General features: G+C 30.7%; 24 protein-coding genes. 14 read left to right on the plus strand and 10 right to left on the minus strand.

From position 1 onward, the window contains the following. Nucleotides 1-4: 4 nt before the first annotated feature. Genes AJ889_RS06065 through AJ889_RS06075 form a run of 3 tightly spaced genes read left to right on the plus strand, consistent with a single transcriptional unit; the run spans nucleotide 5 to nucleotide 1,465 of the window. Entirely contained in the window at nucleotides 5-616 is a 612-nt protein-coding gene (locus tag AJ889_RS06065; protein WP_002859289.1) for a riboflavin synthase, read from the plus strand. Continuing rightward, nucleotides 580-1,260 (plus strand): polyphenol oxidase family protein, encoded by a 681-nt coding sequence (locus AJ889_RS06070; protein ID WP_002859288.1) that lies wholly within the window; start codon nucleotides 580-582, stop codon nucleotides 1,258-1,260. Before AJ889_RS06065 ends, AJ889_RS06070 begins: the two co-directional genes overlap by 37 nt. A gap of 1 nt (nucleotide 1,261) precedes the next feature. Beyond that, nucleotides 1,262-1,465, plus strand: coding sequence for a hypothetical protein (locus tag AJ889_RS06075; protein ID WP_002859287.1), 204 nt, complete (start codon nucleotides 1,262-1,264; stop codon nucleotides 1,463-1,465). On the opposite strand, the gene AJ889_RS06080 is transcribed toward AJ889_RS06075, so the two are convergent. Next, entirely contained in the window at nucleotides 1,462-2,622 is a 1,161-nt protein-coding gene (locus tag AJ889_RS06080) for a M23 family metallopeptidase (protein WP_002860443.1), read from the minus strand. The genes AJ889_RS06075 and AJ889_RS06080 overlap by 4 nt on opposite strands. A 121-nt stretch (nucleotides 2,623-2,743) precedes the next feature. Here AJ889_RS06080 and AJ889_RS06085 point away from each other — a divergent pair, with 121 nt between their 5' ends. From AJ889_RS06085 to AJ889_RS06095, 3 genes are read left to right on the plus strand one after another with little or no spacing between them, the layout of a single operon-like run. Then, nucleotides 2,744-3,469, plus strand: a complete 726-nt coding sequence (locus AJ889_RS06085; protein WP_002860442.1) for a plasminogen-binding N-terminal domain-containing protein — start codon at nucleotides 2,744-2,746, stop codon at nucleotides 3,467-3,469. Between the two features lie 2 nt (nucleotides 3,470-3,471). Continuing rightward, nucleotides 3,472-4,854: an FAD-linked oxidase C-terminal domain-containing protein gene (locus AJ889_RS06090; protein WP_002855885.1), complete on the plus strand. Its 1,383-nt coding sequence runs from the start codon at nucleotides 3,472-3,474 to the stop codon at nucleotides 4,852-4,854. Between the two features lie 3 nt (nucleotides 4,855-4,857). Continuing rightward, the gene (locus AJ889_RS06095; protein WP_002852725.1) at nucleotides 4,858-5,664 is read left to right on the plus strand and encodes a YihY/virulence factor BrkB family protein; all 807 of its coding nucleotides are present in this window, start codon (nucleotides 4,858-4,860) and stop codon (nucleotides 5,662-5,664) included. On the opposite strand, the gene AJ889_RS06100 is transcribed toward AJ889_RS06095, so the two are convergent. From AJ889_RS06100 to AJ889_RS06115, 4 genes are read right to left on the minus strand one after another with little or no spacing between them, the layout of a single operon-like run. Then, the gene (locus tag AJ889_RS06100; RefSeq protein WP_002934723.1) at nucleotides 5,608-6,867 is read right to left on the minus strand and encodes a ComEC/Rec2 family competence protein; all 1,260 of its coding nucleotides are present in this window, start codon (nucleotides 6,865-6,867) and stop codon (nucleotides 5,608-5,610) included. The genes AJ889_RS06095 and AJ889_RS06100 overlap by 57 nt on opposite strands. Next, nucleotides 6,867-7,424 carry a DedA family protein gene (locus AJ889_RS06105; RefSeq protein ID WP_002852823.1) on the minus strand — a complete coding sequence of 186 codons (558 nt, stop codon included), beginning with the start codon at nucleotides 7,422-7,424 and terminating at the stop codon, nucleotides 6,867-6,869. Before AJ889_RS06105 ends, AJ889_RS06100 begins: the two co-directional genes overlap by 1 nt. Nucleotides 7,425-7,432: 8 nt before the next feature. After that, nucleotides 7,433-8,986: a ribonuclease Y gene (rny, locus tag AJ889_RS06110; protein WP_002860440.1), complete on the minus strand. Its 1,554-nt coding sequence runs from the start codon at nucleotides 8,984-8,986 to the stop codon at nucleotides 7,433-7,435. Next, nucleotides 8,907-9,533: a 5-formyltetrahydrofolate cyclo-ligase gene (locus AJ889_RS06115; RefSeq protein WP_002860439.1), complete on the minus strand. Its 627-nt coding sequence runs from the start codon at nucleotides 9,531-9,533 to the stop codon at nucleotides 8,907-8,909. The genes rny and AJ889_RS06115 overlap by 80 nt, the downstream gene beginning before the upstream one ends. A gap of 82 nt (nucleotides 9,534-9,615) precedes the next feature. On the opposite strand from AJ889_RS06115, the gene AJ889_RS06120 reads away from it, so the two are divergent. The 5 genes from AJ889_RS06120 to AJ889_RS06140 all read left to right on the plus strand — a co-directional run bounded on the left by AJ889_RS06120 (nucleotide 9,616) and on the right by AJ889_RS06140 (nucleotide 13,316). Continuing rightward, nucleotides 9,616-10,173, plus strand: coding sequence for a TlpA disulfide reductase family protein (locus tag AJ889_RS06120; RefSeq protein WP_002934721.1), 558 nt, complete (start codon nucleotides 9,616-9,618; stop codon nucleotides 10,171-10,173). Then, nucleotides 10,173-11,039: a signal recognition particle-docking protein FtsY gene (gene ftsY, locus AJ889_RS06125; protein WP_002852840.1), complete on the plus strand. Its 867-nt coding sequence runs from the start codon at nucleotides 10,173-10,175 to the stop codon at nucleotides 11,037-11,039. Before AJ889_RS06120 ends, ftsY begins: the two co-directional genes overlap by 1 nt. After that, nucleotides 11,039-12,379 carry a DNA repair protein RadA gene (radA, locus tag AJ889_RS06130; protein ID WP_002859284.1) on the plus strand — a complete coding sequence of 447 codons (1,341 nt, stop codon included), beginning with the start codon at nucleotides 11,039-11,041 and terminating at the stop codon, nucleotides 12,377-12,379. The genes ftsY and radA overlap by 1 nt, the downstream gene beginning before the upstream one ends. A gap of 68 nt (nucleotides 12,380-12,447) precedes the next feature. Further along, a complete protein-coding gene (locus AJ889_RS06135) occupies nucleotides 12,448-13,128 on the plus strand; it encodes a F0F1 ATP synthase subunit A (protein ID WP_002908551.1) in 681 nt (226 codons plus the stop codon). Beyond that, complete coding sequence (locus tag AJ889_RS06140) at nucleotides 13,125-13,316, plus strand: membrane protein (RefSeq protein WP_002852856.1); 192 nt, start codon at nucleotides 13,125-13,127, stop codon at nucleotides 13,314-13,316. The genes AJ889_RS06135 and AJ889_RS06140 overlap by 4 nt, the downstream gene beginning before the upstream one ends. Before the next feature lie 21 nt (nucleotides 13,317-13,337). Here the strand turns inward: AJ889_RS06140 and metF are convergent, their stop codons facing one another. From metF to luxS, 5 genes are all read right to left on the minus strand, one after another. Then, nucleotides 13,338-14,186, minus strand: coding sequence for a methylenetetrahydrofolate reductase [NAD(P)H] (gene metF / locus AJ889_RS06145; RefSeq protein WP_002856017.1), 849 nt, complete (start codon nucleotides 14,184-14,186; stop codon nucleotides 13,338-13,340). Nucleotides 14,187-14,195: 9 nt separating this feature from the next. Further along, nucleotides 14,196-16,460, minus strand: a complete 2,265-nt coding sequence (gene metE, locus AJ889_RS06150; protein WP_002934719.1) for a 5-methyltetrahydropteroyltriglutamate--homocysteine S-methyltransferase — start codon at nucleotides 16,458-16,460, stop codon at nucleotides 14,196-14,198. An 11-nt stretch (nucleotides 16,461-16,471) separates the two neighbouring features. After that, nucleotides 16,472-17,242, minus strand: coding sequence for a MetQ/NlpA family ABC transporter substrate-binding protein (locus tag AJ889_RS06155; protein ID WP_070293308.1), 771 nt, complete (start codon nucleotides 17,240-17,242; stop codon nucleotides 16,472-16,474). Between the two features lie 10 nt (nucleotides 17,243-17,252). Then, nucleotides 17,253-18,245, minus strand: a complete 993-nt coding sequence (locus AJ889_RS06160; RefSeq protein ID WP_032585035.1) for an isopenicillin N synthase family oxygenase — start codon at nucleotides 18,243-18,245, stop codon at nucleotides 17,253-17,255. Between the two features lie 310 nt (nucleotides 18,246-18,555). After that, nucleotides 18,556-19,050, minus strand: a complete 495-nt coding sequence (gene luxS / locus AJ889_RS06165) for an S-ribosylhomocysteine lyase (protein WP_002860433.1) — start codon at nucleotides 19,048-19,050, stop codon at nucleotides 18,556-18,558. Nucleotides 19,051-19,164: 114 nt separating this feature from the next. On the opposite strand from luxS, the gene gatB reads away from it, so the two are divergent. From gatB to AJ889_RS06180, 3 genes are read left to right on the plus strand one after another with little or no spacing between them, the layout of a single operon-like run. Further along, nucleotides 19,165-20,583, plus strand: coding sequence for an Asp-tRNA(Asn)/Glu-tRNA(Gln) amidotransferase subunit GatB (gene gatB / locus AJ889_RS06170; protein WP_002867377.1), 1,419 nt, complete (start codon nucleotides 19,165-19,167; stop codon nucleotides 20,581-20,583). Next, entirely contained in the window at nucleotides 20,580-21,476 is an 897-nt protein-coding gene (locus AJ889_RS06175) for an NAD(P)H-dependent glycerol-3-phosphate dehydrogenase (RefSeq protein ID WP_002859277.1), read from the plus strand. The genes gatB and AJ889_RS06175 overlap by 4 nt, the downstream gene beginning before the upstream one ends. Before the next feature lie 9 nt (nucleotides 21,477-21,485). Beyond that, nucleotides 21,486-22,664: a metal-dependent hydrolase gene (locus tag AJ889_RS06180; protein WP_032585038.1), complete on the plus strand. Its 1,179-nt coding sequence runs from the start codon at nucleotides 21,486-21,488 to the stop codon at nucleotides 22,662-22,664. Nucleotide 22,665 lies beyond the last annotated feature (1 nt).

A 22,665-nucleotide genomic window follows, 5' to 3' on the forward strand; every position in this document is an offset into this window, starting at 1 on the left:
AAAAATGTTTAATGGACTCATAAGAGAAATTGCCAAAGTTCAATCTTATCAAAACAATACTTTAAGTTTAACAGCTAAGCATCGTCCAAATCTTGGCGATAGTATAGCTGTAAATGGAGCTTGTTTGAGTGTGACAAAACTTTATGAGGGAGGTTTTGAAGTGGAACTTTCTCGCGAAAGTCGCACTCATATAGCTATAGAGAATTTAAAAGATAAAGTTCATATAGAACCTGCTTTAAGATATGGCGATAGAATCGATGGACATCTTATGCAAGGGCATATTGATTTTATTGGTATACTTGAAAAGATTCAAAAGGATGAAAATGGAGTGGATTTTCATATAACTTTACCTAAAGAAGCTATGAAATTTATGGCAGAAAAAGGAAGTATAGCTGTTGATGGGGTAAGCCTTACTATCAATGAAATTTTAAAAAATGGTATTAGGCTTACTATTATTCCTATTACTTTTAAAGAAACGCTTTTTAAGGACTATCAAGTAGGTAGAAAAATAAATATAGAAAGCGATTTGCTTGCTCGTTATATTTATGCACAATTGCAAGGTAAAAACAAAGGATTATCATGGGAAGAAGTGGAAAGAATTTCTTATCTTTATTAGAAAATGATAAAGTCGGTATTTTTTGTGCTTTTGATAAGGATTATAATGTTTTTAGGGCTAAAATTCATAATGAGAATTTATTTTCTCATTTAGGTTTTAAAGATATTGAAAAATGTGTTTTTATGGATCAAATTCACTCTCATAAAGTTATCATTTATGATGAAAATTTAAAAAATCTCAGTTGTGATGGACTTATAAGTAAAGAAAAAAATACTGCTCTTTGTGTCTTAAGTGCGGATTGTCTGCCTTTGATCTTATATCATGAAAGTGGCATTATAGCAGCTTTGCATTCAGGTAGAAAAGGAAGCTTTGAAAATATCCTAAAAGAATGCGTTGATCAAATTACTATGCAAAATTCACATTTAGATAAGAATAAATTTCATCTTTTTATTTTACCTGGAATTTGTGCTAAAAATTATGAAATAGATGGAGAAATTTTAGAATTTGCTAAAAAAGAATTTAAAGAATTTGTTCAAGATAATAAACTTGATTTAAAAGCCTTGGTAAAATTTCAAGCTCAAAATTTAGGCATTGAAAATATTAAAGATTGTGGAATTTGTAGTTTTGATGATGAGAGTTTTTTTTCTTATCGTCGCGATAAAACGCCTAAGCGTTTTGTGAGCGTGGTTTATTTAAAGGATTAAAATGTATGAAAGAAAAGATTTAAGAGTGTTAAAAATCATTCAAAAAGCTAGAGAATTTGGCGATGGGGATTTGTTAAATGAAGCTTTGGTGAAACAATTAATTGATGCAGATTTTTGTGAAATTAGTGAAAAAGAAAAAGAAGAGCTTGCAACTCTTCTAAATTCTTTAATCAATGCAAAAGATAAAGCGTTGTTGAGTAATTAAAATTCTATATAGTTTTCAAAATCTTCTTCTTTTGGGGGATTAGGTTGATTCGAGGCTAGGGCTTCTTTAACAATCTGCTCGTATCCAGCTATGATATGTTTAAAATTCTCTTTTGCTTTTCCACTAAGTTCTGATTTGGCGATTTTTACAACAGATGCAGGATTTATAGCTTTATTATTTAAATATACTCCAAAATGCAAATGAGGCCCTGTGCTCATACCTGTTGAACCAACATATGCAATTACTTGTCCTTGATTTACCTTTTGTCCGTTTTTAATTTTTGCAAAACGACTAAGATGAGCATATAAAGTCATATAACCTGAGTCATGCTTGATTTGAATTACATTTCCATAACCACCTTTTGTGCCTATAAAGGTTACTACTCCTTTGCCAGCACTTTTCACAGGAGTTCCAGTAGGTGCAGCATAGTCTATACCAAGATGGGCACGATAGCGTTTTAATATAGGATGATATCTTGCTGTTGTAAAAGGAGAAGAAATTCTAGTGTAATTCACAGGTTTTGTAAGTAAAAAAGATTCTAATTCTTTGCCATCACGATCATAGAATATATCATTATAAGAAAAGACTTCTCTAGCGCTTTTATTGATTTCTACCATTGCCATTTTTATATTTATATCACCCCAAAGTTTACCCATGCGTCTTTTTTGTTCATAATATAGGGTTACTTCATCACCTTTTTGGATATTGCGAAAATTTATACTTCCTCGAAAAGCACGAACCATAGCACGAGCTAAAGTACTGCTACCACTTTCTTCATAGACATCTTGATAAGCAGAGCTTTTAATGGTTAAATGTAAAATTCTATCTTCTTTTTGATAAGATACAGGAGTAAAAGCAAGAGTGTATTGTCTATCTTTATCTTTATAGATATGAATTTGTAAATCATCACTAATTGGAATTAAAACTTGTTCTATGTTGTTGTTTTCATCTTTTAAAACTTGATATTTTATTTTATAGGCTATATCAGAAGCAAGTTCTTGATCTTCTCTATCAAGTCCATAATAAAGCGACATAGGTATGGAATTTCTTTGTAAGAATTTAAGCAAGGTATCTCCATTATCCCAAGTTAGCTCTTCAACACTTAAAGCTGCAAAACTTTGAACAACAAAAATAAATAAAAGCAATAATTTTTTCATGAGATAACCTTAATTTTTAAAAGAATTTTGAAATTTGAAAGCTATATTTTACTTTATTTTTCTTACAATTGCTTAACAAAAAAGGATTATAATTCTATAAATTTTTATTTAAGGAGCAAATTTGTTTAAAACTATAGTGTGTTTTTTAGCTTTAAACCTTAGCCTCTTTGCGGTTGGATTTGATTTAAAACCTATAAAAAGTGAACTTGTAAAAGTTGATGATATTTATGGTTATATTAAAGATAGTGATGATATAAAACTTTATTCAAGTGGCGTAGTAGTGCAACATTTTAGCAATTCGCAAAGTATCATCGCTAGAGCAAGTGTTATAGATAAAAAAAATGGTTTGGCAAAATTAGAATTTAGTGTTTTTTCAGCTCTTAAGCAAGATGCTTTGCCTTTACCAAATGTTTTACCTAAAGTAGGTGATGAGGTTGTTTTAAATTTTCTTTATGATAGAGGATTGGTAATTGCTCCTGATGAACAAACTTATAATGAACTTGTTAGAGAATTTCCGCAGATATATTTTACCCATATTGATATTTTTGGAGCACAATTAATTAGAACGGCTACTCTTTCTCCTAAGCGTTCAGATCTTAGGCAATTTTGTGATGATAATGCGGTTGGTATTTTGGTTGTAGCTTTGGAAAATCAAGCAGAAGTTGTGGATTGTCAAGATTTTAATAAGCTTTATGAAGTGCCTATAAGCAAACCAATTAGCGTTCAGGTTCCTTTTTATTCTCGTATAGGTGGATATAAAAGTAATTTTTTTGATTTTAACTCTCAAGAAATAGGAAATTATTATAGATATTATGATGCTTTGATTAATCTTCCTAAGGTGCAATAAACATGAAAAAAGAATTTGAACAATATTTTAAACGATTTTTAGGAGAAGAAAACGCTTATTTTGATGAAATTCACAAAAGAGCTTATAGCTATGATGCGACAAAAAAACATTATTTACCCGATGGGGTTCTTTTTCCAAGAAATGAAGAAGATATTGCTCAAATTTTAAAATTTTGCAATGAAAATAATATCATAGTCATACCTCGAGGCTCAGGATCTGGTTTTACAGGAGGAGCTTTAGCTGTTAATGGCGGGGTGGTGCTTGCTTTTGAAAAGCATATGAATAAAATTTTAGAAATTGATCTTGAAAATTTAGTGGCTGTTGTGCAACCTGGGGTTATTAATATACATTTACAAAAAGAAGTGGCTAAATATGGACTTTTTTACCCACCTGACCCTGCTAGCATGGAGTATTCAAGCTTAGGGGGTAATGTAAGCGAAAATGCTGGGGGAATGAGAGCTGCAAAATATGGCATTACAAAAGATTATGTGATGGCTTTAAGGGCTGTTTTGCCTAGCGGAGAAATCATTCGTGCAGGGAAACGCACTATTAAAGATGTAGCAGGTTATAATTTGGCAGGAATTTTAATCGCTAGTGAAGGTTCTTTGGCAGTTTTAAGTGAGCTTACTTTAAAATTAATACCTTTGCCTAAATTTAAAAAAACTGCTTTTGCTATTTTTCCAAGTGTAAAAAGTGCTATGAATGCGGTTTACAAAAGTCTTGCTAGCGGTGTAAGTCCTGTATCTATGGAATTTTTAGACAATCTTAGCATTAGAGCGGTTGAGAGCAAATTTAATAAAGGTTTGCCTATAGAAGCTGGAGCTATTTTGATTGCTGATGTGGATGGTAATGTTAAAGAGGCTATTGATGAGGATTTAAGAAATTTAGAATATTATTTTTTAGAAGCTGGCGCTAGCGAATTTAAAATAGCAAAAGATGAACAAGAAACCGCAGATATTTGGTTTGCTAGAAGAAATTGTTCTCAAAGCATTGCCATGTATGGAACTTTAAAACTTAATGAAGATATTACAGTTCCGCGTTCTAAACTACCTACTTTGCTTGAAGGTATAGATGAGATTTCTAAAAAATATGGTTTTAAAATTCCTTGTTTTGGACATACAGGGGATGGAAATGTGCATACTAATGTTATGGTTCCTGATAAAAATGATAAAGAGCAGGTGAAAAAAGGCTATGAAGCTGTGGAAGAGATTTTTAAATTAACAGTGAAACTTGGAGGAACTTTAAGCGGAGAGCATGGTATCGGACTCTCTAAGGCACCTTTTATGAATTTAGCTTTTTCTGAAGCCGAAATGAATTTAATGAGAAATATTAAAAAAGCTTTTGATCCAAATAATATACTAAATCCTTTTAAAATGGGACTTTAGAAGGTGAAAAATTTTTTTACTATTTTACTAAATTTGCGTGATAAGGAAATTTTAAATTATGCAGCAGCGCTTAGTTTTTATACTGTATTATCTTTAATACCTATTTTATTTGTATGTTTTTCTGTTTTTACGCAAATTTCCAGTTTTAAAGCTTATTATGAAAAAGCAAAGCAAGTAATTTTTGCTTTTTTAATACCAACGCAACAAGATGTTGTTGCTACCTACATCGATACTTTTTTAAAAAATAGTGTAAATTTGGGTATTGTAGGTCTTATTGCTATGGCATTTACTTCTTTAGCTTTTTTTTCAGGCTATGATTTTGTAATCAATCGCATTACTAAAAATGAACCTAAAGGACTTTGGCAAAGTATTAGTTCTTATTGGACTCTTTTAACTCTTGTTCCTTTGGGGCTTGGGCTTAGTTTTTATATTTCAGGTTTTATCCAACAAACTTTAGATGATTATAAAATAGGGTTTAATTTTTTTGAAATTTTACCCTTTGTAATTATTTGGGGTTTATTTTTTATATCTTATTCAAGTTCTGTTCATAAGGGAACTCTTAAAAGTTTAGCTTTAGTATCTTTTGGAGCGGGTACTATTTGGTATATAGGAAAAAATTTATTTGTATATTACGTGGTATATAATAAAACATACGCTAGCGTTTATGGATCTTTTTCTACTATTTTATTCTTTTTTATTTGGATTTATATTTCTTGGATTATTTATCTTTTTGGGCTTAAACTCTATTATTTTCTAAATCACAATCATAATGAAGGGAATAAAATTCGCAAAAATACAAAGAAAAGCTAGATATTTAAATCGCACAGAGATTAAAGAAGCAATAAGATAACTTATAAAAATCCAAAATGGGATATGGATATTAGTTCCATAAATTTTAAATTTAAAAAATTCATCTAAGATAAAATTGAGCAAATCTCCATAGTTTATAAGATGCAAAAATAATACTAAAGGATAAAATATTACAAAAATTCCACTCAAAATAATACCTAAAATTTGTTGGTAGCTTATAAGTGGAAAAAAATAAAGCACAGGTAAAACCATAGCAAAAAAAGTCCAAATATTAAGCAAAATAATATTTATAAGATTATTAAATTTATTTGCAAAATGATGCATATATAAAAAAATATAAAAAACACCTAAAATAGAAAATAAAAATCCAATACTAAATAAAAGTCTAGGGTAAAGAGAAATGCACAATAAAATACTACAAAAAAGCGTAACGAAATTAATGATTTTTATATTTTTACACAATAGATAAAAAACCCAAAAAGCCATAATCAAGGAGCGCACAAAAGAAGGGACAAATCCTATTAAACAAGCATAAGCTAAAAGTAGTGCAAAAATTAAAATACTTAAATCTAAACGTAAATTTCTATAAGGAAAATATCTTTTTTGGAAAAAACTATAAATTGGAGCTAAAATAAAGAAAATTAAACTAAAAAGTAAGCCTATGTGATAACCGCTAATTGCTATAAGGTGTGCTATACCGTAGTAATTTACATCGTTTCTAAGCTCTAAAGATATGGGCAGTGCAAAAAATAAAGCACCATAAAATTCTTTAATCTTTTCATTTGTATGTTGATTTAAGAAGTAAGATATAATGGGATTGTATTCTTTTTCTTTTAATTTTTCAAAATCATAAGAAGGTGCGTAAAAACTTTTACTCAGATAGTTTTTAAAGTTAATATTATGGGTGATAATTCTAAGGCTTAAAAATTGATTCTTGCTTAAATTTAAATCCTTAAAACTTGTAGTATAAAAAGTGAAGTTTTCAGTTTGTAACTTTAAAACCCAGTATTTTTTATTTTTTTTATTATATTTTATATATTGGTGCGTTAATAGAGCGTTGTCTATAAGGTAATGTTTTTGGTTTTTAAAGTTTAAAAAATTATTATATTCTAAAAGGATATTAAAAATAAAAATAACAACAACAGAGAAAAATAAATAATGAAATTCTTTAAAAGAGTAAGAAAAAGAATTCCATAGAGACATTATTTTTTAGAAAATTTACTTAAATAAAGCCAAATTATTCCGGCTAAAAATAATAAAAATAAAGGAGCAGCATAAGGATATAAACTCAGTTTATCAAAAATTGCTTCAATAACATACCCAAAAGTATAAGCAGCAAAACCTAGAACAATAGCCCATGCCAAACTAGCTAGAGTATTGATAATAAAAAATTTAATAAAATTATATTTTGCCATACCTGCAGCTATGGGAATGAAAGTTTTTAAACCATAAATAAATTTTTGAGTTACAAGTAAAATAATTCCATGTTGTTTTGTTTTTATCATAGCAAGGGCTATCTTGCGTCGGTGTTTTTTAAAATAAGGCATAATGTCTTTTTTATAATATTTTCCAAGTATAAAAAGCAAAGTTGAACCTATGGTATTAGCAATAAAAGCAAGAGCAATGCAAAAACTAAGATCCATTTTTCCTTGAGAACTTAAAACTCCTGCGGCTAAAATTCCAACCATCCCGCCCCCTAAAGAGTAAAAGAATAAAACAATATAACCATATTTTATTAAAGTATCAATCATATCTTGCATAATAAACCTTATTTAGCGTATTCTACAGCTCTAAGTTCACGTATAACATTGACTTTAATTTCACCAGGATATTGCATTTTTTCTTGAATTTCAGCTGCTATTTCCTTAGCTAAAAGTACACTTTCATCATCATTAACAAGCTGAGCATTGGCTATGACGCGAATTTCTCTTCCGGCATTGATTGCATAGGCATTTTTAATTCCTTCTTTACTTTTAGCGATATCTTCTAGCTCACTGACTCTTTTTAAGAAAGCTTCTAACACTTCTCTTCTAGCTCCAGGTCGTGCAGCACTTAAAGTATCTGCTGCACAAACAGCTGCTGATTCTATGCTTGTAGCTTCTTCGTGTCCATGATGTGCGTAAATAGCATTGATTACTACAGGATGCTCTTTGTAGCGTTTGCAAAGTTCTGCACCTAAATCCACATGAGATCCTTCAAAATCATGGGTTAATGCTTTTCCTATATCATGTAAAATTCCCGCACGACGTGCTAAATTCTCATCTCCACCACACTCAGCAGCAATGATTCCTGCAAGGTGAGCCACTTCCAAAGAATGTGCTAAAGCGTTTTGTCCATAGCTTGCTCGGTATTTGAGTTTTCCTATGAGTTTTACAATTTCAGGGTGTATTTTATTTAAACCTAGATCCATAACTATGGTTTCGCCTTCTTCTAGAATGGCACTATCAAATTCTTTACACACTTTTTCGTGAATTTCTTCTATGCGCGCGGGTTGAATTCTGCCATCTTCAACTAAAAGTTCTATAACTTTTGTAGCAATAGCACGGCGATAAAGATTAAAACAACTTACTATAATAGCACCTGGTGTATCATCGATGATAATATCAACACCTAAAACCATTTCCAAGGTTTTAACATTGCGCCCTTCTTTACCAATGATACGTCCTTTAAGTTCATCGTTTTTAATGTTAATAACATTGATAAGTCTTTCAGCTGCAAATTCACCTGCAAAACGAGAAGTAGCTTGAGCAATGATGAAATTAGCTTTTCTTTTAGCTTCATTTTTTGCTTCTTCTTCATATTTTCTTACTATATGTGCAATTTGCTCGCGAGAATTTTCTTCTACTTTTTTAAGAATGATTTCTTTGGCTTCATTTTGTGTAAGTCCTGTCGAATGTTCTAAAATTTTTAAAACATCGTCAAGTTTTTCTTGATATTTATTTTTTAATTTATCAACATCAGATTGTAAGTTTTGAATGTGTTTTTGTGACTTGCAAAGGTATTCTTTATCTTCTTGTAGTTTTTCTTCTTCTTGCTGAAGTTTTTGTTCTTTTTTAGAAAGATCATCAAATTTTTGATTAAAATCTTTTTGAATTTTGTGAGTTTTTTCTTCGTATTTTTTTTTAACTTCTAATTCTGCATTAAGAATTGAATTTTTTGCATCTTTTAAAATAAGCTCCGCTTCGTATTCTATAGCTTTGGCTTTAGCTTTGGCTTGTTCTACGAAAATTTCATATTTGGCATCATTGATTTTTTTTGCAACTAAATATCCTATACCGAGTCCGACTATAGCGGCTATAAGTGCGATAAGTGATTCTATCATTTTTTCTTTCTTTCTTGTAATATTTTTTATAAGGGTTTATGTATAATTTTCCTGAAATATCATGCTTTTGTGTTAGATTATTTTGACTTAAAGCATCTATACTTTGGACAAATATTATATGAGGTTTGTAATTTAAATTTTCAAAAAATCTATCATAAAAACCTTGCCCATGTCCTATTCTTTTTAAATTTTTATCGACGCCAATTACAGGCACAATAGCTAAATCAATTTTTGCTTTAAAAAAAGAATCTATAGGCTCTAAAACCCCAAACCTTTTTTTAATAAAAGGCAATCTTAATTTTACAATTTTTAAACTTTTATCTTGCATAAATGGAACAAAAAGTTTGTAATTTTTATTAAGAATATGGCGAAATTTTATTAAGTTTGGTTCATAATGCAAAGGAATAAAAATTAAAATATTTTTAGCTTTAAATAGTTTTATTATTTTAAGACATTCTTTAAATATTTTATAATCTTGTTTGAAATTTAGTTTTGAATGTTTGAAAAGGCGTATTTTTTGCAATGCTCTAAAATCTGTTTTTTCCATTAATATGCCTTTAAAAAAATATTATCTTATGTATGTTATAATTTTAGCATTTTTATAAAGAAGAATAAAGGATTGATAAATAATGAAGATTAAAAAAATACTTGTACTAGTGGCAATATCTTGTTTGTTTGTTGCTTGTAGCAATGATAAAGAAAAACAGCAAAATGATGTAAATTTAAGCACCGAGGCAAGTATAAATCAAAGTGATGATATGAATTTTAAACTTAATTTGATTGATGGAGGATCAATTTCAGTTAAAAAAGAAAATGTCGTTTTAAATTTCAACGATGAAGGTAAGGCAACTTTGTTTGTATTTTTTACCACTTGGTGTACCCCTTGCATTGCTGAAATCCCTCATCTTAATAAATTACAAGAAAAGTATAATAATGATTTTAATATAGTTGGGGTTTTGTTAGAAGATAAATCTAACGATGAGATTCAAAAATTTATAGAACAGCATAAAATATCTTATAAAGTCGCTAATGGTGAAAATAACTATCTTTTAGCTAAAGCTTTAGGTGGGATAAATGGAATTCCTACCATGTTTCTTTACAATAAGCATTCTAAATTGATTAATCAGTATTTAGGGCTTATTCCTGAAGAAATGCTAGAAATCGATATACAAAAGGCTATACTTTAATGTTTAATTTTTTTAAAAAAGGACTTGCAAAAACTCTTGAAAATATTGTTGGGATTAAAGGAGAGAATAAAAAGATAACCAAAGATTTGCTTGAAGAAATTTTGCTTGAAGCAGATGTAAGTTATGAAATAGTTGAAGAGATAATTTATTATTTACCACCTCAAAATGAAGTAAAAAAAGAAGATTTAAAGCGTGTTATGGGTTCTTATTTTCTTTATGAAAAAAAAGAAACCAATCAAGAAAAACCTTTTGTAGAGCTTATTTTAGGAGTAAATGGAGCAGGAAAAACAACAAGTATTGCCAAACTTGCTTATTTATATAAAAACCAAAATCAAAAAGTGATTTTAGGAGCGTGTGATACTTTTAGAGCAGGTGCGATTGAACAATTAAAACTTTGGGCGCAAAAAGTGGATGTAGATATAGTTTTAACTGCACAAGGGCATGATCCTTCAGCGGTTGCTTTTGATACCATTTCTAAAGCAAAAGCAAAGGATTTTGATAGAGTTATTATCGATACAGCAGGGCGTTTGCAAAATCAAAAAAATTTAGCCCATGAGCTTGAAAAAATTGTGAGAATTTCAAACAAAGCTTTAGAAGGTGCACCCCATAGAAAAATTTTAGTTTTAGATGGAACACAGGGAAATGCTGGAATTTTACAAGCTAAAGCTTTTAATGAGCTTGTAAAACTTGATGGTGTGATTATCACAAAGCTTGATGGGACAGCTAAAGGGGGTGCACTTTTTAGTATAGCAAGAGAGCTTGAGCTTCCTATTTTTTATGTAGGCGTGGGTGAGCAAATGACGGATTTGCAAGAATTTAATGCAAGTGCTTATTTAGATACTTTATTAGATCCTATTTTTGAATAATGGCAAAAAATAAAGCACTTTTTGAATGTCAAGCTTGTGGAAATCAACAAAGCAAATGGCTTGGAAAATGTCCTGATTGTGGAGCTTGGGATAGTTTTGTAGAATTAAAAGCTGAGCAAATTAAAGTTTTAAAAGAGCTTGCGCAAGTTAGTATGAAAACAAGTGAAGCTGTTTGTATTGAAGATGTGGAATTAGAACATTTTACAAGATATAGCACAGATGATAATGAGCTTGATTTGGTTTTAGGAGGAGGGCTTGTTGAAGGTTCTTTAGTGCTTATAGGCGGAAGTCCAGGTGTGGGAAAATCTACGCTTTTGTTAAAAATTGCTTCAAATTTAGCCAAACAGGGTAAAAAAGTGCTTTATGTCAGTGGCGAAGAAAGTAAAGCTCAGATTAAATTAAGAGCTGATCGCCTTGAGGCTAATACTCCGAATTTATTTTTACTTACTGAACTTTGCCTTGAAAATATTTTAGAAGAATTACATAAAAAGGATTATAGTATTCTTATCATTGATTCTATACAAACTCTATATTCAAATAAAGTCACTTCAGCAGCAGGAAGCATCACTCAGGTGCGTGAGATTACTTTCGAACTTATGCGTGTTAGCAAGGCTTATAATATCAGTACTTTTATCATAGGGCATATTACTAAAGAAGGTGCTATAGCAGGGCCTAGGGTTCTTGAGCATATGGTAGATGTGGTGCTTTATTTTGAAGGAGATGCCACTAAAGAAATCAGACTTTTAAGAGGCTTTAAAAATCGTTTTGGTGGAACGAATGAAGTAGGTATTTTTGAGATGACTGCTAAGGGTTTGATTAGCGCAAAAGATTTAGCAAATCGTTTTTTTACTCGTGGAAAGGCTATTTCAGGAAGTGCTTTAGGGGTTGTGATGGAAGGATCTCGTGCTTTGGTTTTAGAAGTTCAAGCTTTAGTGTGTGAAAGTTCTTATCCAAAACGCAGCGCTACAGGATATGAAAAAAATCGCTTAGATATGCTTTTGGCTTTGCTTGAAAGAAAGCTTGAAATTCCTTTAGGGCATTATGATGTATTTGTAAATATTAGCGGTGGGGTAAAAGTAAGTGAAACTGCTGCGGATTTGGCTGTGGTTGCTGCGATTATTTCAAGTTTTAAAAATCGCCCTTTGAGCAAAGATAGTATTTTTATAGGAGAGCTTAGTTTAAATGGAGAAATTAGAGAGGTTTTTAGCCTTGATACGCGTTTAAAAGAAGCTAAAATGCAAAAATTTAAAAATGCTATTGTTCCTTCTAAGCCTTTGGAAGATATAGGACTTAAGTGTTTTGTTGCTAAAGAACTTTCACAAGTTTTAGAATGGATGTAAATTTTCATTAAAATATAAGTAAGATTTTGCTAGAATTCCGAGTTTAGAATAAAATTTTTGAGGAAACCATGAAAGATTTATTTTTATTTAGCTCTTTGCTTGATACAAGTCATACTTTTTCTTATTTTTTTCACATAGGTTTGGTAGCTTTAATTGCTGTTATAGTGGCTATGATGGCTACTCGTTCTATGCAACTTGTTCCACGCGGTATGCAAAATTTAGGTGAGGCTTTTTTAGAGGGAGTTTTATCTATGGGTAGAGATACCATGGGAAGTGAAAAAGGTGCAAGAAAATATCTTCCTTTGGTTGCAACTTTGGGGATTATAGTGTTTTTTAGTAATATTATAGGTATAATACCTGGTTTTCACGCTCCAACTGCAAGTTTAAATTTGACTTTGTCCTTAGCTATTATAGTTTTTGTATATTATCATTTTGAGGGTATTAGGGCACAAGGTTTTGTAAAGTATTTTGCTCATTTCATGGGACCTATTAAACTTTTAGCTCCTTTGATGTTTCCTATAGAGATAGTCTCTCATCTTTCTCGCGTGGTTTCTTTGTCCTTCCGTTTGTTTGGAAATATTAAAGGCGACGATTTATTTTTAATGGTAATTTTAGCTTTAGTTCCTTATATAGCTCCACTTCCTGCTTATGTGCTTTTAACTTTTATGGCATTTTTACAAGCTTTTATTTTTATGATTTTAACTTATGTATATTTAGCGGGTGCAACTGTTGTTGAGGAAGGTCATTGATCTATATTTTAGAATTTTTCAAAGGTGCATCTTTAGCTTTAATGCTTTTTGGTGCACTTTTCTTCTTTTTTAAATATAATTCTTTTTTCTATCTTTGCTTGGGTATTATACCAGGTTTGCTTTTATCTTTAATTTTTGTTTTACTTATAGAAAACCATAAGCTAAAAAATGAAAATAAGTTAAGATAAAAGCAAAAAATAGTTTATTTTCTAAACATGAAGCTCTTCTTTAAGCAAATGCTTTACAGCTTCATAAATTTTAATAGCCGCTTTGGATTTATTCATAGTATAAAGATGAATTCCATCTACACCACTTGTGATTAAATCGACAATTTGATCGCAAGCATACGCGATACCTGCATCTTCTAAAGCCAAAGCATTATTTTCATATTTTTCTAAAATTTTAACAAATTTAGGAGGGATTTTAGCTCCGCAAAGTTGAGAAATTTTTAAAACCTGTCTTTTGTTAGTAATAGGCATAATACCTGCGTAAATAGGTATGTCAATACCTGCTAAAGCACAATTTTGTTTAAAAGTATAAAAATCTTCATTATCGTAAAAAAGTTGAGTAATGAGCTTGTCTGTTCCTGCATTTACTTTAGTTTTAAGATGGTGTATATCCTCGATGAAATTTTTAGATTCATTATGTTTTTCAGGATAGCATGCGGCATAAATTTCAAAGTATTCTTGTTTTTTTATGAAAGAAATTAAATCACTAGCATAAGAAAAATCTTTGCTTTTTTCTAAATTTTCACATATATCGCCTCTTAGAGCAAGAATTTGATTAAGATTTTTTTCTTTGCATTTTTGAAGTATCTGAGTGATTTTTTCTTTACTAGAATGGATGCAAGGTAAATGTACTATGCTAGGAATTTGATATTCTTCCTGGATTAAGCTTGCAACTTCTAAAGTATTTTGTGAGTTAATAGAGCCTCCAGCTCCAAAGGTTACGCTGATAAAATTAGGGCTTAATTGCCCTAAATCATCTAAGATAGCATGAAGATTTTTGATATTTTCATCCTTTCTTGGTGGAAAAACTTCAAAAGAAAAATTACACATAAAAACTCCTTATAATTGTTCTCGTATTTTTTGCGTAGCCATAACTAAATTTTTAAGAGAGGCTATAACTTCTTCATAAGCCCTTGTTTTAAGTCCGCAGTCTGGATTGATCCAAATTTGCTCCTTAGGTAATTTGTTTAAAATTTTTTCTATGGTTAAGCTTAGCTCTTCTATGCTTGGAACTCTAGGGCTATGTATATCATAAACTCCTGGTCCTACTTCAGTTTTAAAATGAATAGCTTTTAGGGTATCTAAAAGACTTAAGTTTGATCTTGAAGCTTCAAAAGAAATCACATCAGCATCCATAGCGTCAATTTCTTTTAAGATATCACTAAATTCACTATAACACATATGAGTGTGAATTTGAGTTTTAGCTTTTACCCCGCTATGCACAAGATTAAAAGCAGGAATAGCCCAATCTAAATACTCACTATGCCAATCACTTTTTCTTAAAGGTAGTTTTTCACGCAAAGCCGCTTCATCAATTTGTATGATTTTTATACCTGCATTTTCAAGATCTAATACTTCATCTCTTATAGCTAAGGCAATTTGCTCAGTACTTTCTTTTAGACTAATGTCTTCTCTTGGAAAGGACCAATTAAGTATAGTTACAGGCCCAGTTAGCATGCCTTTTACGATTTTTTGACTTAAATTTTGTGCAAATTTAGACCAAGCTAAGGTAATAGGCTTTATGCGCGATACATCACCCCAAATCACAGGAGGTTTAACGCACCTTGTGCCATAGCTTTGCACCCAACCATTTTGAGTAAATAAAAAGCCCTTTAGATTCTCTCCAAAATACTCCACCATATCATTTCTTTCAAATTCTCCATGCACTAAAACATCAAGTCCTATTTCTTCTTGAATTTGTATGCATTCTTTGATTTTTTGTTGGTTAAATTCAGTGTAGTTTTGAGCTGAAATTTTTTCTTGCTTAAAGGCAAGGCGATTAGATCTTACATCAGCACTTTGAGGAAAGGAACCTATGGTTGTGGTTGGTAAAAGAGGGAGTTTTAAAAATTCTTTTTGGATTAAGGCGCGTTCTTTAAAACTAGGCGTTCTGGTAAAATCTTCTTTTTTTAAAGCCTTAAGCCTTGCTTTGACTTTTTCATCTAAACGCTCTGGGATATTTTTAAAAAGCTCTTGATTGGCTCTAAAGAGCGGATTTTCTTCGCTAGAATTTAAGATTTCTTTTAAATCTTTAAGTTCTTGAAGTTTTTCTTTGGCAAAGGAAAAAAGTTTAAGATAGTTTGAATCTAATTTGCTTTCAAATTCAGTGCTATAAGGCACATGTAAAAGTGAGCAAGAAGTGTTTAAGATGATATTTTGTGTATATTTTTGAAGCTCTTTAATAAGCTTTAGGCTTTTAGCATAATCATTAGTATAGATATTTTTGCCATTAATAAGACCTGCAAAAAGGATTTTATCTTTAGCAAAGCCGTATTTTTGAACTAAGGCTAAGCTTTGTTTACCTTCGATAAAATCAAGACCCAAAGCATCAAATTTGCTTTCTAAAAGTTTAGGATAAATATCTCTTAAGTCTCCAAAATAGCTTTGAAGTAAAATTTTAAGATCTTTTTTGTGATTTAAAAGTTCTTGGTAAAATTCTTCAAACAAAGCGATATCTTCCTTGCTTAAATCATAAACCAAATAAGGCTCATCAAGTTCAAGCCATGTCACTTTAAGTTCATTTAGTTTATCAAAAAGCTCTATGTAAGCGTTTAAAAGCTTTTCTTTGGCGAGTTTTTGAGTTTTTTCATCTTTAAAGGCAATGAGCTTAAAAAGTGTGAAAATGCCTATTAAAACAGGCTTGCTTTCTATGCCAAGCTCTTTAGCTTCGAGATATTCTTTAAAAATTTTATCCCCTGTTAAAGCTATAATATCAGCATTATCGCACTCAGGCACCAAATAATGATAATTTGTATTGAACCATTTTTTCATTGCTAAGGCTGTAACATCTCCATTTTCTCCTTGATAACCTCGACTTTGAGCAAAGTATTCATCTAAAGCATCTAAATTTAAATTTTTATACTTTGTATGAACAATGTTAAAAAGCACAGCTGCATCTAAGACATTATCATAAAGTGAAAAATCATTACTAGGGATAAAATCAATGCCAGCTTTTTGAATTTCTTGCCAGTGTCTAATCCTTAAATCCTTAGCACTCTTTAAAAGCTCCTCTTTTGAACTTTGGTTTTTAAAGTATTTTTCAATAGCAAATTTTAATTCTCTATTTGCACCTATTCTTGGATAAGAAATGATTGAATTTTTCATATTTGTTCTCCTTAAAATGTAGGGATTAAAGCACCCTGATATTTTTCTTCTATAAATTTTTTAACTTCATCGCTTTGCAAGGCCTTTACTAGGGCTTTGATTTTAGGAAGGTTTTCATTACCTTCTTTAACGGCGATGATATTGCCATATTCACTATATTTACTTTCTGTATAAAGCCCATCTTTTATAGGGTTTAAACCTGCTAAAATAGCAAAATTGCTATTAATAAGAGAATAATCTACATCATTTAAATTCCTTGTAAGTTGAGCGTCTTTTAACTCTACAAATTTAAGCTTCTTAGGATTTTTAGTGATATCTAAAGGAGTGATGAGCTCATTATCCTTAACTTCTATAAGTCCTTTGCTTGCTACAATGCGTAAAGCACGGCTTTCATTTGTAGGATTATTGGGTATAGAAATGCTTTGTCCTTCCTCTGGGTTAAATTCTTTATATTTTTTTGAATACACTGCCATAGGTTCTATATGGATACTGGCAACTTTTACAAGATGGGTGCCTTGCCTTTGATTGAATTCTTTTAAATAAGGTTCATGCTGAAAATAATTAGCATCTAACTCACCATTTTCAACCATTACATTAGGGATTACCCCATCATTAAATTCATAAATTTTTAAATCATAACCTTGTTTTTGAAGTGCTGATTTTATAAATCTTAAAATATCTGCATGAGGTGTTATAGAAGAGCCAACTTTAAGTTCTTCATTTGCCCATGCAAAACCGGTAAAAAGAGTAGCGACGCAAAAAGCTTTAGTAAATAAAGTCATTTTTTCTCCTTTATGCAAAACTAAATTTTTCTATCAAGTCACTATGATAAATATTTGCTACATCAGGATGAGAGCGTATCATTCTTTTAAAATAATTACTTGCAACATTTCTTAAAAGTGGATTTTTAGGATCAGTATCCACACCTTTGCTTTCTTTGGCAAGCTCTGGATTTAACTTAAAAATAGGTATATCCTTATCAAGTTGCACCCCAAGAAAATAAGCTATGCTAAAGCGTTCTTTTGGGCTTAAATTCACGCGGTGAATAGTAGCTTTTAAATAGCCATTGGTAGCTAGTTCTAAAAATTCTCCTATATTAACTACAACGCTATTTTCAAGTGGGGGTATACTAAGCCATTTACCATCTATAAAAGCTTCAAGTCCACTTTGTTTTTCTTGAAAAACAAAAGTGATAAGCCCACCATCTTTATGTGAACCTACGCCTTGAGTGATATTTTTTGAGCTTTTTGGATAATGTATGATTTTACAATGTTCGTAAGAATTTTCTCCATAAAGTTTATCAAAAGCATTGCTAGGTAGATCAAGAGCTTGAGCAAAGGTTTTTAAAAGCTTTAAACAAGCTTTTTTGGTTTGTTTGTGCCAAGTTAAGAAAGTTTTTTTAAGTTCTGGAATTTCACTAGGCCAAAGATTAGGACCTTCTAGTCTTTGCCATAAGGGTGAGTTTAAATTCCAGTTTAAAGCATCTCTTTCTGTGCCTATATCCAGTTGTTCTCTATAATCCTTAGTTCCTGCTGTGTATTCAAAACCTTCGCTAGTATAACCTCTAAATTGAGGAGAATGTACCATAGAAATAAGCTCTTTCGAACTTCTAGAAAGATTAAAAAATTCTTTGCCAAGTTTGAATAATTTCTCGTTTAAATTTTTATCTATACTGGTATTGATAAGATAAAAAAAACCTATTTTAGAAGCAATTTCTCTTAAATTTTTAAGAAAAGTGCTTTTATCTTTTTCATAAGCTTGTAAATCAAGTATAGGTAAATTCATTTTTGCTCCTTAAATTAAAATTAAGGATAAGAAGATATTTTGAATTAAATTTTATTAGAGAAATTTTTGTAAGTTAAGATTTTAAATGAGTATTTTGAAAAAATAAACTTTTTTGACTTTCTTACACATTATATCTCCTTATCCACTTTTTGGACCTTTGGAAACATAATGTTAAGCCAAAGGACGCACTAGATACTACACATCTCGCACATCAGTTTCATTTTTTCTCCTTTTAAAATAATAAAATTTCAAAATCATATATAAAAATATATTAATTAAAGCTTAATCGTTTAAAAAATAAAGATTCTTTTTAAGCATTCTCGAGTTTTAATTCTTTGTTATTCATTATGCTAATACCTAGATTTAAAACCTTTTGGGCAATTTGTTTGGCTTCATCTAAAGAATGCATTGCGCAAGTTCCGCATTGATAGATATTAAGTTCAGGAATTTTGCTTTGATCGCTTACGCTTAAAACATCTTTCATAGCTTCTTCCCAAGCTTTTGCAACACTTTTTTCATCTGGTGTTCCAATTAAACTCATATAAAAACCCGTGCGACAACCCATAGGTGAAATATCAATAATTTCAACTGAATTTGAATTAAGATGATCTCTCATAAATCCTGCAAATAAATGTTCTAAGGTATGAGTACCTTTTTCGCTCATAATGTCTTTATTTGGTATGCAAAAACGCAAATCAAACACGCTAATATCATCACCCTTAGGTGTTTTCATAACTTTAGCTAAACGCACAGCAGGAGCTGGCATTTTAGTATGGTCAACTTTAAAGCTGTCTAATAATGGCATTTTAACTCCTTAAATATAAATTGTCTAAGAATTATAGCATTTAAAGTTAATATTTAAAGCCTTTCTAAAAGAAAAAAAGATAAAATAAAACATTTAAAAATTCAAGGAAATTTTATGTTTGAAGTAGTTATAGGTCTTGAAGTTCATACTCAGTTAAATACAAAAACAAAAATCTTTTGCTCATGTGCAACTTCTTTTGGAGAAGCTCCAAATACCAATGTTTGTCCCACTTGTTTGGCCTTACCAGGAGCTTTGCCTGTTTTAAATGAAGAGGCTGTAAAAAAAGCTATAGCTTTTGGAAAAGCTGTCAATGCAACAATTAATAAAAAAAGTGTTTTTAATCGTAAGAATTATTTTTATCCAGATTTACCTAAAGCCTATCAAATTTCACAATTTGATATCCCTATAGTAGAAAAGGGTGAGCTTTTTATCAATGTAAAGGGTGAAAATAAACGCATAGGTATTACAAGAGCACACTTAGAAGAAGATGCAGGTAAAAATATCCACGAAAATAATTTTTCTAAAGTGGACTTAAATCGTGCAGGAACTCCTTTGCTTGAGATTGTCAGCGAACCTGAGCTTAGAAGTAGCGATGAGGCAGTAGCTTATCTTAAAAAACTTCATTCTATTATACGCTTTTTAGACATTTCAGATGCAAATATGCAAGAAGGAAGTTTTAGATGCGATGCAAATGTTAGTATAAGACCTAAGGGCGATACAAAACTTTATACTAGAGTAGAGATTAAAAATCTTAATTCTTTTCGTTTTATCCAAAAAGCTATAGAATATGAGGTAAAAAGACAAAGTGAGGCTTGGGAAGATGGAACTTACGAACAAGAAGTAGTTCAAGAAACTAGACTTTTTGATACGACAAATTTAGTTACAAGAAGTATGCGTGGCAAAGAAGAAGCGGCAGAATATCGCTATTTTCCTGATCCTGATTTATTGCCTGTTTTATTAAAAGATGAGTTTTTGGATATTAAAATCCCTGAACTTCCTGATGAGAAGAAAGCACGCTTTATAGACGAGCTTGGTATAAAAGAAAGTGATGCTGAGGTTTTAATCAGTTCTTTAGAAATGAGTCGTTTTTTTGAAAGTCTTATTTCTCAAAATTTAAATCCTAAACTTTGTGTAAATTGGTTAAATACTGAACTTATGGGACTTTTAAAAGGAGAATTGACTATAGAAAATTCTCCCGTAGATGCTCAAAAGCTTGGAGTTTTAATTAAACGCATAGAAGATGGCACTATCAGTGCAAAAGCGGCTAAAGATGTTTTGGCTTTTGTATTTGAAAATACTAGCGTGGAAATTGATGAAGCTATAGAAAAGCTAGGACTTAAACAAGTAAGTGATGACTCAGCCATAGAAGCGGTGATTGAACAAATTTTAAATGCAAATGCCGATAAGGTTGCAGAGTATAAAAGTGGTAAAGAGAAGCTTTTTGGATTCTTTGTAGGTCAAACCATGAAAGAAGGCAAAGGAGCTTTTAATCCTGCAAAAGTAAATGAAATTTTAAAAACAAAGCTTGGTTGATGCGTATAGCGGTTATTGGTGCGGGAAAATGGGGCAGTGCTTTACATCTAGCCTTAAAAGAAAATCACAATTGTTTTATCAGTTCTTTGCATCAGCGTGATTTAGAAGATTTTGTTAGCATAAAAGAAGCTTTAGAATGTGAATATCTTGTTTTTGCTTTAAGTTCTCAAGGGATGCGTGCTTGGCTTAAAGAAAATTTCATCAACAAGGGACAAAAAATTTTAATTGCTTCAAAAGGCATAGAAGATCAAAGTTGTCAATTTTTAGATGAAATTTTTTTAGATTTTGTACCAAAAGAAAATTTTTGTGTTTTAAGCGGTCCTTCTTTTGCTGCTGAAGTGATGCAAAAACTTCCTACTGCTTTGATGATTAGTGGGATAAATCAAGAGCTTTGTAAAAAATTTGCAAGTTTTTTCCCTGATTTTATTAAAACTTATATTGATAATGATGTTCGTGGTGCTGAAATTTGTGGTGCTTATAAGAATGTTTTAGCAATTGCAAGTGGGATTAGTGATGGGTTAAAACTTGGTAATAATGCAAGAGCAGCACTGATTTCAAGAGGACTTATAGAAATGCATCGTTTTGGTAAATTTTTTGGCACTAAAGAAGAAACTTTTTTAGGATTGAGTGGGGCAGGGGATTTGTTTTTAACTGCAACGAGTGTTTTATCAAGAAATTATAGAGTGGGTTTAAAACTGGCGCAAAATCAAAAATTAGATAGTATTTTAGCCGAACTTAATGAAGTAGCAGAAGGTGTAAAAACTGCTTATGCTATAGAAAAACTAGCAAAAATGAAAGGAATTTATACACCTATTGTAAATGAAGTAGTGGCAATTTTTAAGGGTAAAAGCGTGCAAGAAGCAACGCAGAATTTATTAAAGCAAAATGATTAAGGAAAAATCATGATAATTAAAAATGCAAAAATTTATGGAGATTCTTTACAAGATATAGAGATTAAAGAAGGAAAAATTACCAATATTGGTTCTAATTTACAAGGCGAAGAAATTTTAGATGCTAAAGGTATGACTTTACTTCCATCTTTTGTGGATTTGTGTGTGAGTTTAAAAAACGATAAATTTTCTTTAGCTAATTTAGAGCTTTTAGAAAATGAGTGTCTAAAAGGAGGAATTTCTAGTATAGTTTTGCGTGATTGCATGGATTTTGATGAAGAAAGTTTTGCTTTATTTTTACAAAATTTAGCTCAAAGAAAGATGCAATTTTTTTCAAGTGTGCGGGTTAAGGATACAAACGGCAAGCTTAAAAATTTAGCCACTCTTTTAAATAAAGGTGCTTGTGCTCTAGAACTTGACAGCTCTTTAGATGCAAATACTTTAAAAGTAAGTTCACAATATGCTTTTATGAAAGACTCTCCAATTTTTGTGCGTTGTTATGATAAGGATTTTGATGATAATGGAGTGATGAATGATTGTGAAATGAGTTTTGAGCTAGGGCTTATAGGCATGAGTAAAATCGCTGAAACTAGCCAGATAGCTAAAATGAAAGAATTGGCTAAATTTTATAAAAATAAAGTTATTTTTGATCTTTTAAGTTTGAAAGATTCTTTAGTATTATTAGATGAAAAGGATTTAAAACTTGTAAGCATTCATCATCTTATCAAAGATGATAGTGCTTGTGAAGATTTTAATACGGCTGCGAAACTTATGCCACCTTTAAGAAGCAAAGAAGATGTTTTGGCTTTAAGAGAGGCTTTAAAAGAAGGAAAGATTAGCTTTTTAACTTCCCTGCATAGTGCAAAATCAATTTCTTTAAAAGATTTAGCTTTTGATGAAGCGGCTTTTGGAATTCATAGCGTATGCGAATTTATAAGTCTTTGTTATACTTTTTTAATCAAAGAAGGATTTTTAAATTGGCAAGAGCTTTGTCGATTTACAAGTAAAAATCCTAGTGAATTTTTAGGTTTAAATAGTGGAGTTATAGAAGTCGGAAAAGAAGCTAATCTAGTTCTTTTTGATGAGAATGAAGAAATTGTTGCTCCAAAAAGTTCTCTTTATTCTGAGGATAAACTTTTTGGAAAGATTAAAATGCATATAATTAAAGGAAAAAATATTTTAGAAAAATAAG

Source organism: Campylobacter sp. BCW_6468 (assembly GCF_001762865.1).
GTDB classification, from domain to species: Bacteria; Campylobacterota; Campylobacteria; order Campylobacterales; family Campylobacteraceae; genus Campylobacter_D; species Campylobacter_D jejuni.

What these genes read in the sequence shown, in the direction of transcription:
- AJ889_RS06120 (WP_002934721.1), top strand. Translation starts at nt 9,616, where the DNA reads ATGAAGATTAAAAAAATACTTGTACTAGTGGCAATATCTTGTTTGTTT.
- AJ889_RS06155 (WP_070293308.1), bottom strand. Translation starts at nt 17,242, where the DNA reads ATGACTTTATTTACTAAAGCTTTTTGCGTCGCTACTCTTTTTACCGGT.
- AJ889_RS06070 (WP_002859288.1), top strand. Translation starts at nt 580, where the DNA reads ATGGGAAGAAGTGGAAAGAATTTCTTATCTTTATTAGAAAATGATAAA.
- AJ889_RS06090 (WP_002855885.1), top strand. Translation starts at nt 3,472, where the DNA reads ATGAAAAAAGAATTTGAACAATATTTTAAACGATTTTTAGGAGAAGAA.
- AJ889_RS06115 (WP_002860439.1), bottom strand. Translation starts at nt 9,533, where the DNA reads ATGGAAAAAACAGATTTTAGAGCATTGCAAAAAATACGCCTTTTCAAA.
- metF (WP_002856017.1), bottom strand. Translation starts at nt 14,186, where the DNA reads ATGTGTAATTTTTCTTTTGAAGTTTTTCCACCAAGAAAGGATGAAAAT.
- radA (WP_002859284.1), top strand. Translation starts at nt 11,039, where the DNA reads ATGGCAAAAAATAAAGCACTTTTTGAATGTCAAGCTTGTGGAAATCAA.
- AJ889_RS06065 (WP_002859289.1), top strand. Translation starts at nt 5, where the DNA reads ATGTTTAATGGACTCATAAGAGAAATTGCCAAAGTTCAATCTTATCAA.
- AJ889_RS06075 (WP_002859287.1), top strand. Translation starts at nt 1,262, where the DNA reads ATGTATGAAAGAAAAGATTTAAGAGTGTTAAAAATCATTCAAAAAGCT.
- ftsY (WP_002852840.1), top strand. Translation starts at nt 10,173, where the DNA reads ATGTTTAATTTTTTTAAAAAAGGACTTGCAAAAACTCTTGAAAATATT.
- gatB (WP_002867377.1), top strand. Translation starts at nt 19,165, where the DNA reads ATGTTTGAAGTAGTTATAGGTCTTGAAGTTCATACTCAGTTAAATACA.
- luxS (WP_002860433.1), bottom strand. Translation starts at nt 19,050, where the DNA reads ATGCCATTATTAGACAGCTTTAAAGTTGACCATACTAAAATGCCAGCT.
- AJ889_RS06100 (WP_002934723.1), bottom strand. Translation starts at nt 6,867, where the DNA reads ATGTCTCTATGGAATTCTTTTTCTTACTCTTTTAAAGAATTTCATTAT.
- AJ889_RS06135 (WP_002908551.1), top strand. Translation starts at nt 12,448, where the DNA reads ATGAAAGATTTATTTTTATTTAGCTCTTTGCTTGATACAAGTCATACT.
- AJ889_RS06180 (WP_032585038.1), top strand. Translation starts at nt 21,486, where the DNA reads ATGATAATTAAAAATGCAAAAATTTATGGAGATTCTTTACAAGATATA.
- rny (WP_002860440.1), bottom strand. Translation starts at nt 8,986, where the DNA reads ATGATAGAATCACTTATCGCACTTATAGCCGCTATAGTCGGACTCGGT.
- AJ889_RS06080 (WP_002860443.1), bottom strand. Translation starts at nt 2,622, where the DNA reads ATGAAAAAATTATTGCTTTTATTTATTTTTGTTGTTCAAAGTTTTGCA.
- metE (WP_002934719.1), bottom strand. Translation starts at nt 16,460, where the DNA reads ATGAAAAATTCAATCATTTCTTATCCAAGAATAGGTGCAAATAGAGAA.
- AJ889_RS06160 (WP_032585035.1), bottom strand. Translation starts at nt 18,245, where the DNA reads ATGAATTTACCTATACTTGATTTACAAGCTTATGAAAAAGATAAAAGC.
- AJ889_RS06105 (WP_002852823.1), bottom strand. Translation starts at nt 7,424, where the DNA reads ATGCAAGATATGATTGATACTTTAATAAAATATGGTTATATTGTTTTA.